The 18,337-nt window shown below is 37.9% G+C and carries 9 protein-coding genes; 1 reads left to right on the top strand and 8 read right to left on the bottom strand.

Features of this window, described 5'->3' with window-relative positions; translation table 11 throughout:
- The 8 genes from AC22ZQ_RS04805 to AC22ZQ_RS04770 form a co-directional block, all read right to left on the bottom strand.
- A partial coding sequence (locus tag AC22ZQ_RS04805; protein WP_413468671.1) for a tetratricopeptide repeat protein occupies positions 1-808 on the bottom strand: 808 nt, incomplete at its 3' end.
- A gap of 12 nt (positions 809-820) precedes the next feature.
- Positions 821-1,750: a PorP/SprF family type IX secretion system membrane protein gene (locus AC22ZQ_RS04800; RefSeq protein WP_318957599.1), complete on the bottom strand. Its 930-nt coding sequence runs from the start codon at positions 1,748-1,750 to the stop codon at positions 821-823.
- A 21-nt stretch (positions 1,751-1,771) separates the two neighbouring features.
- Positions 1,772-8,794: an Ig-like domain-containing protein gene (locus tag AC22ZQ_RS04795; RefSeq protein ID WP_318957598.1), complete on the bottom strand. Its 7,023-nt coding sequence runs from the start codon at positions 8,792-8,794 to the stop codon at positions 1,772-1,774.
- A gap of 382 nt (positions 8,795-9,176) precedes the next feature.
- Positions 9,177-10,649: a hypothetical protein gene (locus AC22ZQ_RS04790; protein WP_318957596.1), complete on the bottom strand. Its 1,473-nt coding sequence runs from the start codon at positions 10,647-10,649 to the stop codon at positions 9,177-9,179.
- 153 nt (positions 10,650-10,802) lie between these two features.
- Complete coding sequence (polA, locus tag AC22ZQ_RS04785) at positions 10,803-13,610, bottom strand: DNA polymerase I (RefSeq protein WP_318957595.1); 2,808 nt, start codon at positions 13,608-13,610, stop codon at positions 10,803-10,805.
- Positions 13,611-13,705: 95 nt separating this feature from the next.
- Positions 13,706-15,178: a cysteine--tRNA ligase gene (gene cysS / locus AC22ZQ_RS04780; RefSeq protein WP_318957593.1), complete on the bottom strand. Its 1,473-nt coding sequence runs from the start codon at positions 15,176-15,178 to the stop codon at positions 13,706-13,708.
- Positions 15,179-15,286: 108 nt separating this feature from the next.
- Complete coding sequence (locus AC22ZQ_RS04775) at positions 15,287-16,135, bottom strand: toxin-antitoxin system YwqK family antitoxin (RefSeq protein ID WP_318957591.1); 849 nt, start codon at positions 16,133-16,135, stop codon at positions 15,287-15,289.
- A 126-nt stretch (positions 16,136-16,261) separates the two neighbouring features.
- Positions 16,262-17,212: an NAD-dependent epimerase/dehydratase family protein gene (locus tag AC22ZQ_RS04770; RefSeq protein WP_318957588.1), complete on the bottom strand. Its 951-nt coding sequence runs from the start codon at positions 17,210-17,212 to the stop codon at positions 16,262-16,264.
- A 217-nt stretch (positions 17,213-17,429) separates the two neighbouring features.
- Between AC22ZQ_RS04770 and AC22ZQ_RS04765 the strand changes: the two genes are divergently transcribed.
- Positions 17,430-18,337 (top strand): homogentisate 1,2-dioxygenase (locus AC22ZQ_RS04765; protein ID WP_318957586.1); only part of this gene is annotated, 908 nt, incomplete at its 3' end.

Raw genomic sequence — 18,337 nt, 5'->3', positions numbered from 1 at the left:
TCAAACTTACGATATTGGCAATCTTGCCTTCAACGACATCCGCCAACATAATTTGAAGGGTAGAGGTACCATCCTCATTAGTCTTCAGCTTACCTTTTTTGCGCAATTGATTCGTAGAAAAGTACACGCGTGTATTTTCTTTGTTGAAACAAATCATAGCATCATGATACTGCGAATTCAGGCCCTCGAATAATTTGTCATTGGTAAGGTTACCATTCGCTGTATTTCTTTGTGCCTCATAAATGTTTAAGTAAGGTTGTTCGTTCCAAGCGTATGTTTTCTTCGTCAATTCTCCTTCTCCAGCTCTACTCGAAGCAAATAAGATTTTGTTCCCATAATTGGCTACACCAAAATCAGAGTTAGCTGAATTGATGGGAAGATTTCTCAAGACGTATAAGTTGTCTCTTTTAATGTCGAAAGCTGCTTTTTGCTTTTTTAATTGAGCTAATTTTTCCGAATTACCCGCATAATACTCCATGAGTATGGCGTCGGCATCTTCATATTGCCCCTCGCTTTTTAGGCACTGAATGTATTTCAGAAAATCTCCTTCGTCAACATTGCTATAATCAGCAGATATAGCTCTTTGATACCAAGGTAAAGCTTGTTTGTAATTCGTTAGATTAAAGTAGCTGTTGGCAATTTTAAGATTAACATCTTCTGTTGCTTTATTACTTGAGATTGCTTTATTGTAAGATTCAATAGCATTATCGAAGTCATATTTAGCGTATAAATCATCTCCTTTTTCCATCGCGTTTTGACCAAAGGCAATTCCAGATGCTAAGAGACTTATGTATATTAAATTTTTCATGATGGTTCCGTTTTAGAAGAATCTTGGAGAGGTTGCAACTCTCGTTTGTCTCAATAGTTTGTATTTCAAAATGATTTCATGAGATCCAGAATGGAAATCTTTTGTTGGAGTAATTCCTAAGTCGTAGGCGTATCCAACAAAGAATGATTTCGCAAACTCATATCCTGCTAAAAGATTAATAGCATCCTGATATCTGTAAGCAGCACCCAAAGTAAATTGCTCCTTCAAGAGGAAATTGGCAGATAAGTCAATACTTAAAGGCGCATTAGGTACTATCTTCGTCATCAAAGCAGGTTTGAATTTCACATTAGGTGACAAGTCGAATACATAACCTGTAATCACAAAGAAGTGTAGTTCGTTGGCAAACCTGTCATAAACTTGAGAAAGATTGCTTTTACGTTTGATGACATTAGGACTAGATACTCCAGCGTAAAAACGGTTAGAGTAAAGGTAAAGTCCGGCACCAACAGCTGGAGTTATCTCGTTGTTTAAATTTTGGTTGTATGCGTTATCACTAGTGTTGTAGATAGTTCCCATAGACCAATCAGCAGATACTGAATTGATACCTCCAGAAACGCCTAAAGACAATCTAAGTTTATCATTTAACTGCACGCTTGAAGCAAGGTTCACCGCGAGTTCATTTTGTGTAATTGGACCAATTCTATCATTAACCGCTGTTAACCCAAGTCCAAAATGCTTGTTAATGGCTCCGTTTAAAGAAAGACCGGTTGTAACAGGGGCTCCATCCATTCCAACCCATTGAGATCGGTGAATAGCAGTTGCTTCTAAACCGTCTATTGTTCCTGTATAACCCGCGTTCAATGGCATAGTGTTATACATATATTGCGTGTACTGCGCTCTTTGTTGGCCCCAAGCAAAGGAACCAACAAAAAGAGCTGCTACTAATACCGCACTGATTTTATTTATTTTCAAAGTTTTCATCGTATTGCGTTTAGTATGTTATTATTTAATTAAGTATAACCATCCTGACCATTGCTGATCTGAGTTAGCGTCTTTTATGATGTAGAAATAAGTACCTGTTGGTAATACATTTCCAGTACCAATAGTTCCGCCAACGTTTGGAACTCCATCCCAGTCGTTCTGATAGTTTTCAGTTTGATATACCAGGTTTCCGTAACGGTTAAAGATTTGAACTGTATTTTCTGGATAGTCCTCAATTCCATCAATAATGAATCTGTCATTATCCCCGTCATTATTTGGTGAGAACTGATTGTAAACGGTAAGGTCTACGGGGTCCACCTCTACTGAGTCTACATTGTTTTCAGGGTCTGTATCATCCGTATAATCTCCAATTAAATGAGCGATATTCCAGTGATTACTTCCAGGAATGACTTTGGCAATTATTACGAGTGTTTCACTCGTATTTGGTGAAACCGTTGAGATAGACCAAACACCAGTTGATAAGTCATATGCTCCTGCTGATGTTGAATGAGAAACATATTCAAAACCATTGGTTAATTGTTCATTGATAAGAACATTTGTGAAGGTTACATTACCTGTGTTTTCAACTGTAATCGTAAACTCAACATTTTCATACATCTCAGGTGTTTTGTTGTCTACAGTTTTGTAGATACTAAGGTCTGGACAAATTCCTGTTGTGATTTGAATAGGGGTATCCATGTATTCAGAACATCCAGCGGTGTTCGTATAACTTACTTGAATTGATCCTGATCCTGAACCATCCCAAACTACCTCTACAAAGTTGTCTGTTGATGAACCTCCAGCAACTATAGTCCCGTCAACAACTGTCCAAACATAATTCGTCATGTTAGCATTTGTTGAGTAGGTAAGGGTATCCGCAACACATATATCGTTGAATGTTCCAATGATTTGTGCCGTTGGACCTCCATTTAAGTGAACCGTGATTGCAATTCTTTGGTCACTTTCACATCCATTTTCTACATTGGCTGCATAGTAAGTAGCCCCATCTTGCAGCGTTGTTCCTGAAGCTAAAACACTTCCTCCAGTTTGCTGATCATACCAAACTACTTGTGTAGCTGTAACTTGTATGTCTGCCAACGTTGGGTTATCGCTGAAACAGAAAGTCTGGTTATTATTAGAAGTTGTTGGTGTGCTCGTTATATTTAACGAAGGCTGGACAGCAGTTCTCACTTCACTTTCACAACCATTCATTACGTTTGCGGCATAGTAAATTTGACCGTCAACCAATAAAGTACCATTAGGTAATAAAGTACCCATAGTTGGAGCATCGTACCAGTTAATGTTTGGTTCGTTCATACTAATATCCGCTAAAGTTGGATTTGTATTCGCACAAAATTCTGGATTTGCATCATTGGTTGTTGGAGCAGGTACAAAAGTTACCGTAACACTAACCGCTAACAAATTCGTTCCTGTACATTGACCGTTAGTTTGTGCACCAAAGTAAGAAGCACCATCGGTAAGCGGAGTGGAAGGTGTTAACACATTCGCTCCTGCATCCATCCAAACTACGTTTGTTTGGTTCACCTGAATACTTGCTATCGTTGGGTTGTCAATGCTACAGAAAGTTTGCGCTGTACTGTTTGTTGTTGGAGCGGGTATATTTGAAACCGCAACCGTAACTGCCAGTCTTTGCGAACTTTCACAATCTACACTTAATTGAGCGGCATAGTAGGTTGCTCCATTCATAAGTGCTGTGGTCATCGGTAATGCGTTTCCGTTTGTTGCAGCATCATACCACACGATGTTTGTTTGATTTACTTGAACATCTGCTAACGTTGGATTATCTCCTGCACAGAAAGTTTGATTGGCCATCAAAGTAGTTGGAGCAGTGGTGTCGTTAACGGTAACATTTACCATTAATCGTGTTGAACTCTCACAGTTTCCAACGATTAATGCACCGTAATACGTGTCAGTAGCCAATGCATCCGTTGCATTTAATGCCGTTCCGCCAGTTGCTGACAAATACCAGTTTACTCCTGTTTCGTTCACTTGAATATCTGCAACTGTAGGCATATCAACGGCACAGAATTCTTGATTTGCATCCGTTGTTGTAGGAGCCACTGTATCCGAAACCGTTACATTAACCTGAAGTCTGACAGAGCTTTCACAATTTGTTCCTACTAAAGTTGCATAGTAAGCCATTCCATCTATGAGAGCATCTGCGTTGGATAATTGATTACCTCCGGTTGCAGCATCATACCAGCTAACATTTGTTTCGTTTACTTGAATATCTGCGATTGTAGGCATGTCTACCCCACAAAAATCTTGATTTGTATTGTTTGTTGTTGGTGTTGCCTCGTCTTCTACAGTTACATTTACAGCTAGTCTTTGCGAACTTTCACAGTCTACACTTAATTGAGCGGCATAGTAGGTTGCTCCATTCATAAGTGCTGTGTTCATCGGTAATGCGTTTCCATTTGTTGCAGCATCATACCAAACAATGTTTGTTTGATTCACTTGTATATCCGCTAGGGTTGGCATATCAATTTGACAGAAGCTTTGGTTGGCCATCAATGTAGTTGGAGCTGTTGTGTCGTTAACTGTTACGTTTACCATCAAACGGCTTGAACTTTCACAATTCCCAACGATTAATGCACCGTAATAAGTATTGGTAGCCAATGCATCCGTTGCATTTAATGCTGTTCCACCAGATGCTGACAAATACCAGTTTACTCCTGTTTCGTTCACTTGAATATCTGCAACTGTAGGCATATCAACGGCACAGAATTCTTGATTTGCATCCGTTGTTGTAGGAGCAACTGTATCTGTTACTGTAACATTGATTTGTAATCGTACAGCACTTTCACAATTAATACCTACAAGGGCAGCATAGTAAGATACTCCATCCATTAATGGATCTGAGTTAGCCAATTGATTACCTCCAGTTGAGGCATCGTACCAGTTAATGTTTGACTGGTTGACTTGAATATTAGCAATAACTGGATTGTCTGATTGACAGAATTCCTGATCAGCATTAAGCGTTGTTGGTGTTGAAGCGTCATTTACATTTACTGTGATGGCTAAGCGAACAGAGCTTTCACAAAATGCTCCAACCTGTGCAGCATAGTAAGTAGCACCATCACTTAAAGCAGTATTCCCTGCAAGCGCATTTCCATTAGTCGCTGCATCATACCAAACAATGTTGGATTGATTTACTTGAACATCATCTAATGTTGGCATATCCACCAAACAAAAGTCTTGGTTTGCGTTTAAGGTTGTTGGTGCAGTTGTATCGTTTACGGTTACCACAACTTCTAAACGCATTGAGCTTTCACATTCACTACCTTGTTGTGCCGCGTAGTAACTACCATCCATTAAAGCGTCTGTAGTTGCTAATAAGTTACCTCCCATTGGAGCATCATACCAGTTTACATTGGGTTGATCAACTTGAATATCGGCTACTGTCGGGTTGTCTACCGTACAGAAAATTTGATTTGCATTTGCTGTTGTAGGTGCCGTAGTGTCGTTTAATGTAATTGTAATGGCTGTTCTTACTGCACTTTCACAATTGGTAGCTTGCGTAGCTCCATAATATGTCGTTAGATCCATCAAGGTATCCGTTGCACTGTAGGCAGTACCTCCAGAGGCTTGATCATACCAAATTACATTGGGTTCGTTGACTTGAATATCTGCAACCGTAGCGTATTCAACTACACAGAATTCTTGGTTTAAACTACTCGTTGTTGGTGGAGGTATAACTCCTACCGTAACAAGAATGGCTAAACGCGTAGAACTTTCACATTCCGTTCCCTGTTGGGCAGCGTAATATGTAGTGTTATCAACAAGAGGTGTTGAGGAAGCCAAAGGTGTTCCTCCTGAAGCTGCTGCATACCATATAATGTTGGGTTGGTCTACAACAACGTCTGCTAATGTTGGGTTAGAAGTAGAACAAAAATCTTGTGTTGTATTAGCGGTTGTAGGAGCTGTCGTATCATTTAAGGTTACAACTACTGCTAAGCGCATTGAACTCTCACATGCCGCTCCTTGTTTCGCTCCGTAATATGTTAAACCATCCACTAAAAGATCAGTTGAGTTATACATATTACCTGCTTCAATTGAATCGTACCAAACAACATTTGGTTCGTTGGTTTGTAAATCGGCAACTGTTGCATACTCAGCAATACAGAATTCTTGGTTGGCATTAGCCGTGGTTGGTGGTGTTTCATCGTCAATAACGATGCTCACCATAAGTCTCAATGAACTTTCACATTCTGATCCTACTTGAGAGGCATAATAATCTCCAGTTACTAATGTATCTGTTGAAGCATATATGTTTCCTCCGATAGGTGCATCATACCAGTTTACATTCGGTTGATCAACTTGAATGTCTGCAATGGTTGCAAAATCTAACACACAGAAGGTTTGAACTGCTGATGAGGTTGTTGGAGGAGTCGTATCGTTTACGATGGCTTGTAACATCAAACGTGTTGTACTTTCACATCCAATACCTACAGTAGCTGCATAGTAGAAATTTAAATTTACTAACGTGTCTGAGTTACTGACTAAATTTCCTCCAGTTGCGGCATCATAAAAGATTACGTTTGTTTCGTTGGTTTGTAAATCTGCTACTGTAGGGTAATCAGATACACAGAATTCTTGAATAGGATCCATAGTCGTAGGAGGAGGGATAACACCTAGTCCAACGACTATTTCTAAACGATCAAAACTCTCACACTCACTTCCGACTTGAGCAGCGAAATAAGAGTTACCATCAACTAAAACATCTGTATTATTTAATAGGTTTCCACCTTCAGCAGCATCGTACCAAACAACGTTGTTTTGATCAACTACTAAATCTGCAATTGTAGGACTACTTGCCGAACAAAATTCTTGTGTGGTTAAAGAAGCTGTAGGTGCTGTTGTATCATTTACTATAACACTGACCATTAATCGAGTAGAACTCTCACAGGTTGTACCTACTTGAGATGCATAGTAATTACCTGTGGTAAGCGTGTCACTCAGGCTTAAAAGATTTCCACCTGCAGCCGCGTCATACCAATTGATATTTATTTGATCTACTTGAATATCTGAGATGATTGGGTAATCAACTTTACAGAATTCTTGTGTAGAATTTGAAGTTGTTGGCGGAGTCGTGTCATTTAATTGAACGGTGATTGCTAAACGATTAGAACTTTCACAACTTGGTCCAACCTGAGAAGCATAATAAATTTCACCATCTATTAAGGTATCCGTTGTAGCAAGTGCGTTCCCCATGCTTGCAGCATCATACCATAAAATATTAGATTCATTAACTTGAAGATCCGCAATTGTAGCGTAATCAAGCACACAAAATTCTTGGTTGGCATTGGCTGTTGTTGGCGCTTGCGTATCGATGATGTTAATAACAACCTCTTTTAAGTCACCAGCTCCATTAACACAACCTGTAACCGTATCTACAACACTTACAAAATAACTGTAAGGAGAAGATTGGTCGTCTAAACCTGCAATTGTTAAAGTCCCATTGGCGTCTACGTTGTAGTACACTCCACCAAGCGTTCCATTGGTAATGGGTTGCGTTTTATTATTGTCAAAGTACCATGTAAAATCTACCCCTATTACTGATGAGGGAACAATGTTTATCGTGTCCAAAGCACAATATGGATTCCCATCTCCGGTAACGGTGATATTTGTATCCGTAGGAAGGGCAATAATCGATACATCTACTGGAGTGCGCTGAGATTCTTCAGGACAACCAGGTATAGATGCTGCAACGAAGAATGTTGTATCCTGATCTATGTTGTATATCGTGAAAGGATCGCCAGAGGCAGAAGTTCCAATGAGGTTACCTCCTTCTTGGGCATCGTACCATTTCATAATAAGTGTACTTGGATCTCCATTCGCAATGAGTTGAATGGAATCATTAGCACAAGTAACCGAATTAACTGAAGCAGGGTCAATGGTTGGCATTGCCGGTATTTTCTGAACTCCATACAAATACAACATTTGTGCTAAATCAACGCCGAGAAGCGAAGTCATTCTAACTGTTATTCTATCGATTGGAGTATTAGGGTCTACTATTACATCAACGGGTTGTCCATTTTGTAAGTCGAGTAAATTTAAATTGATTAAAGAACCACTGGTTAAGTTTTGGTTAAACACTGTGGTTGCACCAAGCTTGGCTTCAATTTCTATATTGTTTGCTAATCCTAGTGAAACTAGACTCGAGCTTATTTGTAGTCTAATTCTAAATTCATCAGTTGTATTTGTAGGTCCATCGAAGTAAATCGTTTGTTCGAGCGTTGAAGCAACATCAAGAATACCAAAATTAAGTGTTGAATGTGTTGAAGTATCACTATCAATTGCTAACTCTGGATTTTGAACACCGGCTCCTCCTAAGTTCAATAAGTCTAATGTAATTCCTGTACCATCGAAACTTGTATACATGGCCTGTCCACAGGCATTCGTCCCGTTATAATAAAAGGCATCGTAAAATTCCAATTCACGGGTCATAAATAATCCTAAGAGTGATCCCATTTCATTGGAAATATAGATCCTGTTATATGCGTTGGAAGGTGTAATGGCGAGGTAAAAACTACCTGCACTATCGATTACAACGCGTAGACTATCTGCCGAGAAATCTCCGGGGCTGGCAGTTGAAGCGGAGAGAACGGTACTTGTTCCGTTTCTAGCCTCAATATCCAGTTCTTGATTTCCGGCCAACACAATGCCCAAAACATCACTTAGGAGTGTGGCCAAACTACCTCCTGTTAAAGGGGTAAGTATGTCATCCTCAGTTGCGATTTTAACATAAGTAGTTGTGTTCGCAGGTAATAAACTTGGAAATTCAACCTCTATGAAACCATCATAAGCTCCAAGACCTAGGGCTAGTCCTGAGCTTGATGTGACGGTACCAAATGTGGTGAGATCACCATCAACGGTGTTGAGGTAATCTGTTAATGCCAGGGAGTCGGTGACTGAGTTGGCATAAAATTGATTTTGACTAAAACCGGTCCTAGTGCATAGGAGGGTTAGTACCAACAGGCAAAATGCCTGCAGTTTGTTAAGGGTAAAGAAGTGTTTCATAACCTAATCGTTTTTTTAACTCCCTTAAACCTAGATGAAGGTTCAAAGGGGATACTCCCCAAGAGGGTTCGCTTGAGGTAGTTACTTACTGTTCGTCTGTAATAAATGTACCACAGCTTAAAAAATATGTTTAAACATAGGAGTAGATTAGATGTATACATCGGTTGGGTAGAGCGTATACAACCCGTATACGGAATGTTTTAAATGACTGAAAAACAGGGTTTTGTATTACCTGGATTATTTGCTATTTATTATGCAAGTACTGCTTTTTACCGATGAATTATTGTCGCTAAGAGAACGATAAAAGTCGTTCATCGCTGTTTTTAGCATAGGAAAATCTTGAAAGAGGGGGAGGGGGGAATTCTCCTTCCGGGAGATGAGATTATAGTTTTTGAAGGTATTCTATTAGGTCAATTTCAGCGTCTAATTCTAGTTTCTGTTTTAACCTATATTTCGCTGTTCTGGCAGATTGAGAAGAGATGTTTTTGAGGTTGGCAATCTCTTTATTTGAAAAGTTTAAACGAATGAGTCCACAAAGTTCTTTGTCGTAATTGGTAAGGTTGGGATGTTTTTCAGATAATACCGCATTGAACTTAGAATTTAATTCATTAATATTTTCTTGGAGTAACTCGTTCGTGTAACCTTGACCAACTTGATTTTTAAGTTCATTAGAAAGTTTGGTAATTTGTTCTTTATGGGAGAAAGAACTATTCTTTACGAATTCAACCTTTTTAAGGAACTCTTCATCAAATTGTCTTTTTCTTTTCAAGTTAATCGCTAAATCTGTTAATTCTCGATTTTGTCTTTCTATTCTTTTATGCAGTTCCTTACGTTCTTTTTGCAAGTTCTTTATACGCCTACTGATGTTGTTGCGGTTGTAGAAATAGATACTTAAAAATCCAATACAAAAGATGATAGATAGTCCAATGATCCACCATTTAAGTAAGCCTTGAGAATTTTGTTGCTTGTTTAATTTAGAGAGAGGACTCGTATTTTGATTCGCAATGAGAATGGAATCATGAGTTTTCAGACTTTCTATTAATTGGGTAAAAGAATTAGATTTATTCGTTTTTAAAATCTGAAGTAGATTCTTATAATGTATAAATTTCTCTTTCTTTTCAATTTGATTTTCTGGAGAATAAACAATTTGATAACGTAAGAATGCTAGTTTTTCATCTGTTTCTTCCAGTAAATACAATCCATTATAGTCCTTGAAATAATTTGATATAGAGTTGAATTCATATAAATCCTCATGCGTTTCCATGAGAAGAACTAAGACAACTCCTGCTATTTGAGAGTATTCGTTCTCTAAACATTCGTAAAGAATTTTCTTCAGTTCTTTTTTTGCTTTTAAATAATACCCCTTTGTTTTATCAATTTCAGCAAGATCAATGTCATTGATGAGTTTGAATTTGTGATTTAAAGGCGAAAAGTAATGGTTGCTAGTTTTAAAATACTTGACTGCAGAATCTAGTTGATATTGTTTTCTAAAAGTAATAGCAACGTTTCTCAGTGCTCGGCCTTTCATCAGGTCAGATTGTGCGTTTTTGAGTTGTAACTTAAAATATTTGTTGGCAATAGCTAATTCACCTTTTTCGGTGTAGATTACCCCAAACTTTTCAAGGTTATAAGGGATAAGAATTTCATTGGTCTCTTTTTGTAATAATTCCTTAGCGCTTCTTAAATTTCTCGCACCAATGTAGCAAGTGGATAGAAAGTAATTGTAATAAGGTAGGTTCTCTTGTTGTTGGATCAGCGTATAATTCTTAAGGAGTAGTTGAGAGGCTTTAGCATATTCCTGTCGGTGTGCATGCGTGTTTAATTGTTTAAGAAGTGGACGTAAATTCGTATCCACCTTCTCAATGTCCCCATCAAAAAGCACATTCAAATTATGTTCGCGCGAATTTTTCTGCGCAAATGAGCTTAGGGATAATAGTAGAAATATGACTATAAACTTTACTCTGAACACTTTTCCTTAAATATTAAATGGTTGTTAGGCTAAGGTGGTTTAATGTGCTTCTAACCAGTTCTTTGCTAATTCATATTCAACTTTCATCGGAACCGCTAATTCAACGGCATGTTCCATTTCTTCTTGTACCAACTTAGCCATGATTTCCTGTTCTGATTTATGAACATCAAAAACAAGTTCATCATGTACTTGAAGTAGTAATTTTGAATTTACTTTTTCCTTTTTCATGCGTTCTGCCACTTTAATCATTGCTAGTTTAATGATGTCTGCAGCACTACCTTGAATGGGTGCATTAATGGCATTTCTCTCTGCAAAACCTCTTACAACAGCGTTCGATGAATTAATATCTGGAAGGTACCTTCTTCTATTGAAAATAGTTTCTACATATCCTTTCTCTCTTGCATCTTTAACGGCCTGATCCATGTATGTTTTGATGGTTGCATATTCTTCAAAGTATCCATCTATAATGGCCTTAGCTTCTTTTCTAGATATACCCAGGTTTTGAGCTAAACCAAATGCACCTTGACCATATATAATTCCAAAATTCACCGCTTTAGCAGAGCTACGCTGTTCACGGGTTACGTCTTCCAAGTTTACTTTAAAGACTTTTGCTGCCGTAGCAGCGTGAATATCTAAGTTGTTCTGAAAGGCATGTACCATATTCTCATCTTGAGAAAGTGCGGCAATAATGCGCAATTCTATTTGTGAGTAGTCTGCTGCCATGAGCAAATGGTTATCATCTTTTGCAATAAAAGCCTTTCTAATTTCTCTTCCTTTTTCCGTTCGAATAGGAATATTCTGCAAGTTTGGATTATTCGAACTCAATCTTCCAGTTGCGGCAACTGTTTGCATGTAATGCGTATGCAATCTACCGTCTTGTTCATCTACAAGAGTCGGAAGTGGATCTACATATGTGTTTTTAAGCTTTTTAAGCGATCGATAGTCTAATATCAAAGGAATGATTTCATGGTCATCCTTATGCTTTTGTAATACATCTTCTGAGGTAGAGTATTGACCCGTTTTAGTTTTCTTTGCTTTCGATGAAATTTTCATCTTTTCAAACAATACTTCACCCAATTGTCTTGGACTATCTAAGTTGAAGTCTTCTTCGGCCAAAGCTTTAATATCTTTCTCTAGTTTTTCAAGACTTTCACCAAGCTCTTGGGAGAAAGTAGCCAATCCTTCTATATCTAAATTGATTCCTTCTTCTTCCATGGTTTTCAATACCTCAACCAAAGGCATTTCCATATCGTAGAACAAGGATTTTAAATGATCTTTTTGGATTTCTGGCTCAAATAATTCTTTCAATTGCCAAGTGATATCGGCATCTTCACAAGCATAATCTACAATTTCTTCTTGTGGAATATCGAGCATGGACTTTTGTTTCTTTCCTTTTTTACCTAAAATACTGTCTATAGAAATAGTTTCATAGTTCAGGTAATATTCCGCCAGCCTGTCCATACTGTGCTTGGCATCTGGTGAAAGTAAGTAATGCGCAATCATGGTGTCGAACATTGGACCTTCGACTTCAATACCATACCTTCCAATTACTTGTAAATCGTACTTTATATTATGGGCAACTTTTTCTATGTCTTTACTTTGGAAATAGGGTTTAAATTCTTCCAAAATTGCTTTCGCCTCCTCAAATTTAGTTGGGAAGGGAATGTAGTAGGCTTCTTTCGCCTTGAAGGAAATAGACATTCCAACAATATCCGCATGACGCGCCTCGAGTGAACTCGTTTCTGTATCAAAACAAACCGAGCTTTGTTCCATTATTTTAGCAAGGAGTTTTTGTCTACCCTCTGGTGTTTGCACAAAATGATAACTTGGTTTTTCTGTGCTTAAAGATTTTAAACTTTCTGGGGTAGCTGGCGTACTGTTCGTGTCGTTTGCCGTTCCAAATAAATCCAGTTGATTTTCATCTTTTGGACTACTTGCAGCTTGCGTAACAACGATTTCTTCGCCCAAAACTCTTTTCGCTAAGTTTCTAAACTCAAGTTCAGTAAAGAGCTCTCTGATTTTATCAGCGTTTGGTTCAACTACTTTTAGATCTTCGGCATCAAATTCAACATCAACATCTAGAATGATGGTAGCGAGCATTTTAGACATACGCCCTTGCTCCATGAAATTAATAACGTTCTCCTTTTGTTTCCCTTTAAGTTCATCTGTATGTTCAAAAAGGTTTTCCATTGATCCATATTTCGCGATCAATTTTTTTGAGGTTTTCTCACCGATTCCAGGTATCCCAGGTATGTTGTCAACGGCATCCCCCCAAAGTCCTAAAATATCGATTACCTGGATGGGATCTTCAACTTGGAACTTTTCGCAAATCTCAGGAATTCCCCAGATTTCAGCAGGTTTTCCTCCCCTTCCTGGTCGGTACATAAAAATGTTCTCAGAAACGAGTTGACCAAAATCCTTATCCGGAGTCATCATGTAGGTTTGAAAACCTTCTTTTTCAGCCATTTTTGCCAACGTTCCAATAACATCATCTGCTTCAAAACCGGGTTTCAATAAAATAGGAATATTGAAAGCTGAAATAATTTCTTTGATGGGATCCAACATAGATCGGATGTCTTCTGGCATCTCTTCTCGATTGGCTTTATAATCCGAAAAATCCTCTTGTCTATTCGTGGCTCCACCCGGTGCGTCAAAAACAACCGCTAAATGGGTAGGCTTTTCTCTATTGATAACATCGATAAGTGCATTGGTAAACCCAAATGCTGCCGAAGTATTTTGTCCTTTTGAGTTAACTCTCGGGTTCTTAGAAAATGCAAAATATGCACGGTAAATAAGCGCAAAGGCATCCAATAAAAATAACTTCTTCGGTATTTCGGGTGTTAACATATAGTAATTTTTGTACACGTGGAATACTTCCTCGTATAAGAATAATAATTATAACGAAATAAATAGTTCGTTATACAAAAGCAAAGCGATAAAAACTAGATTTTAGTCCAGTTGGTACCTTCTTTACTGTCCTTAATTTGAATTCCTGCTTCCGCTAAGAAATCTCTAATTTTGTCTGATGTAGTCCAGTCTTTATTTTCTCTGGCCGTCTGTCTCATGTCAATCACTAATTCCATCACTTTGCTTAAAGAATTGTCGTTGTTATCGTTAACAGCTTTAAGTCCTAAAACATCAAAGACGAAAGAATTAATTTCATTGCTTAAGATAGTTAAATCTTCCTGACTAATGGTTTCTTTTCCATCATTAATGGCGTTGATTAACTTAACCGCGTCAAAGAGTTTGGCAACGAGAATAGGGGCATTGAAGTCATCATTCATGGCTGCGTAAAAGCTATCGACTAAGGGTGTAATCGATGTGCTTGTGCTGGATGATGTTTTCAACTTTGGTAAGATTTGAACAGCTTCCATTAAACGTTTAAATCCTTTTTCAGCGGCCATTAAGGCTTCTGAAGTAAAATCTAAAGTTGAACGGTAATGTGCTTGCATGATGAAAAAGCGAACCACCATAGGGTCAAATGCTTTTTCCAGCAAATCATTATTACCAGAAAAGAGTTCTCCAGGAAGTAAGTTGTTACCTGTAGATTTACTCATTTTCTTTCCGTTTAATGTGAGCATATTGGCGTGCATCCAATATTTAACTGGTTTTTTACCGGTTGCTGCATGACCTTGAGCGATTTCACATTCGTGGTGAGGGAACTTCAAATCCATTCCACCTCCGTGAATATCGAATTCTTCGCCAAGATATTTGGTACTCATTGCAGAACATTCCAAGTGCCATCCCGGGAAACCAATTCCCCATGGAGAAGGCCATTTCATGATGTGTTCTGGAGCTGCATTTTTCCAAAGTGCAAAATCTAAGGGTGAACGTTTCTCACTTTGTCCATCCAGCTCACGAGTTCCTGATATAAGATCTTCTATTTTTCTACCAGAAAGTTCTCCGTAGTGTTCAGAAGCATTGTATTTTTCAACATCAAAGTATACTGAGCCGTTTACTTCATAGGCCAATCCATTGGCAATGATTTCTTGAATCATCTCTATTTGCTCAATGATATGTCCTGTTGCAGTAGGTTCAATGTTTGGAGGAAGGTTGTTAAAGGCGTCTAGCGTCTCATGAAAATCTACAGTGTATTGTTGTACAATTTCCATAGGCTCTAACTTTTGAAGTTTTGCCTTTTTTGCAATTTTATCCTCTCCTTGATCTGCGTCGTCTTCTAGGTGACCAGCGTCTGTTATGTTTCTAACGTAACGCACTTTGTAGCCTAGATGCTTCAAATAACGGTATACTAAGTCGAAATTTATGAAAGTACGGCAGTTTCCTAAGTGTACATTGCTATATACAGTTGGACCACATACGTAAAGGCCAACGAAATTTCCATGTATAGGTGTAAAAACCTCTTTTTCACCAGATAAACTATTGTAAATAGATAAGTTTCTATTGTGTGCTTCCATAAAATTTCAATAATACTGAGTATGAGTTCCAAAACTCATGATCAATTTAGCCACGAAAATACAATAATTTCGGGCAAAAATTAAAGGGTCAATACAAAAGATACTGGATTAAAGTTGACCTTCGGAATGATATCTTCCTTCCTTGTAAACTTCTACTTTTAATAAAAGACCGTCTTCATCATAGACGTAAACTTTACCATCCCAAAGTTGCCCTTCTTTAAACTCACCATCTTGCCATAACTCGTGGTTGTCGTTATATACTTTATTGTACCCGTTCAATAAAAGTTTACTTTTATCTTCAATAGTAGGAGCCTTTTTAGATTTGTTTGGAGTGGTTGACTGTTTTTCTGGAGAAATCATTTCTTTCTTTTCAGATGAAATTAGAGCTCCGTTTTCGTTGTAATTTATAACTTCTTTTACATCTCCATTGGGGTAAAATCGCTTGGCTTCTCCCACGGGTTTTCCCTTTTTAGCTGTGTATACAAATTGAGGGTTGCCATCGTCATAATAATAGGCGATTTCACCACTTTCATTACCGCTAGAATCAAATGAAGCTTGATAGACCAATACACCCTTGTCATTATATCGCTTTAAGGAGTCTTGATATTTTTGATTGCGAAATACACCTTCCTCTTTGACCAAACCATTGGGCCAATACTTCGTGAAACTACCCTCAGGTCTGTTGTTGCTGTAATATCCTTTTAATTTGGGTGTTTTCCCGTCTTTATAGTAAAAGGTCCACACACCTTCCTTTCTACCGTGTTCAAAATTACCCTCTCTTACTTTTCCATTGGTAGGGAAATGTAAGCTAGAATCTACATCCTTACCATAGATTACCCAGTAACCATGCTTTTTACCAGCATTGTCAAACTGATTAATGGTATCTTCAAGAAGAAACTGAGGTTTGTTGTATTCAGGCTCGCTAGAAAATGCGCTTGCACTGATTAACAGAAGCATGCACAATTTTAATACCGAGTAGTAATACATGTGATTAATTTTGACGGTTAAATATATACAAATGCCGTTTATCTACCAATAAAATTGCAGATAAACGGCATTAAAAAATAATCTATGTTAGAACGTTTAATCTATCCAGTCTGGGTTTACGTTTTCGAGCATAACCTCAACCATTTTGTCGATGTCGTATTTCTCTTTCCAACCCCAGTCCTTCTTAGCTGCGCTGTCGTCTATAGAGTTAGGCCAAGTGTCTGCAATCTTTTGTCTGAAATCAGGAGCGTAATTAATAGTGAAGTCTGGTTGGTGCTTCTGAATAGACTTTGTTAAATCTTCTGGAGTGAAAGACAATCCTGCCAAGTTGTAAGAACTTCTAATTTTGATGTTTTCTTCCGGAGCTTCCATTAACTCTATCGTTGCTCTAATGGCATCTTCCATATACATCATAGGTAATGCTGTATCTTCTGACAAGAAAGAAGTATAGGTATTTCGCTTACGCGCATTGTAAAAAATATCAACGGCATAATCTGTAGTACCTCCTCCAGGTAGAGAGGTATATGAAATTAAACCTGGGTAACGGATCGATCTAACATCCACACCGTAAATTTTATTGTAATATTCACACCATCTTTCTCCCGCTTGTTTAGAGATACCATAAACCGTTGTAGGCTCCATAATGGTAGTTTGCGGTGTTTGATCTGCAGGTGTGGTTGGACCAAAAACAGCAATAGAACTTGGCCAGAAAATCTTTTCAATTTTCTTTTCTTTGGCTAAATCTAAAATGTTGAATAATCCATCCATGTTCAATTTCCAAGCAAAGTCTGGATGCTTTTCAGCAGTAGCAGATAATAAGGCTGCTAATAAATAGATTTCAGTAACCTTGTTCTCTTCTACAAAGTTCCACACTTTTTCTCTATCCAAAACATCGAGTTGGGCGTACTGACCATCTTTTAATAATTCTGGACAATCTGGTTTAACATCTGATGCGATTACTGCGTCTGTACCAAATCGTTTTCTTAACTCAAGAACTAATTCTGTTCCTATCTGACCTGACGCTCCTATAACAAGTACCTTCTTCATTTAATCTTTAACCTATTAATTTGATGTGGCAAAAATAAGACATTGGATTTAGAAAAGAGAATGCATTTCTTTATATTTGTGAAACTCGAAAATTTCAGAGGTTAATGAATTGGGATGACTTAAAAATTAAAGCCAAGCTTCTCTTGAAGCGCAATCCAGAATGATGGATTTCACAACCATCTATATCCCGATTATTTAATTTTAAAAAAGAAAGAATATGCCCTTTTATCATAAGTTGGGGAAAATTCCTCACAAAAGACATACGACCTTTAAAAAAGAGGATGGAGGTTTGTATCAAGAACAATTGTTTGGTACAGAAGGTTTCCATGGTATGTCGAGTTTACTTTACCACGTTCATAGACCTACTATGGTTAAGAATGTTGGTGAAACAATAGATATGACACCTATAGCAGCGGTAGATAAGAATATCAAATCGCACATGCTTAAGGGGTACAATGTTGCACCAAAAGATGATTTCTTAGAAAGTAGAGAAATTGTAATGTTTAATAATGATTTGAACATTGCGGTAGCAGCACCTAAAAAATCTTTGAGAGAGTACTTTTACAAGAATGCAGATGCAGATGAAGTGATTTTCATTCATGAAGGTACAGGGACATTGAGAACGATGTGTGGAAATTTAGATTTCTCTTACGGAGACTACATCGTGATTCCACGTGGTATGATTTACCAAATCGATTTCAATACAGAGAACAACAGATTATTTATAGTTGAGTCTTTCTCTCCAATTGTTACACCAAAGCGTTACAGAAATAATTTTGGTCAATTGTTAGAGCACTCTCCATTCTGTGAACGTGATTTAAGAAGACCGGAAACATTGGAAACACATGACGAGTTAGGTGATTTCTTAATTAAGATTAAGAAAGAGAACGTTCTGCATCATTTGACGTATGGTTCTCACCCATTTGATGTTGTTGGATGGGATGGATATAACTTCCCATACATCTTTAACATTAAAGATTTTGAACCTATTACAGGTCGTGTTCACCAACCGCCTCCCGTACACCAAACTTTTGAGGCACACAATTTTGTGATCTGTTCTTTTGTACCTAGGTTGTACGATTACCACCCACAAGCAATTCCAGCTCCTTATAACCACAGTAATAT

The sequence above is a fragment of the Lishizhenia sp. genome, from assembly GCF_057456495.1.
The sequence above is the reverse complement of the archived record's forward strand: the minus strand, read 5'-3'. Positions and strand labels throughout refer to the sequence as shown.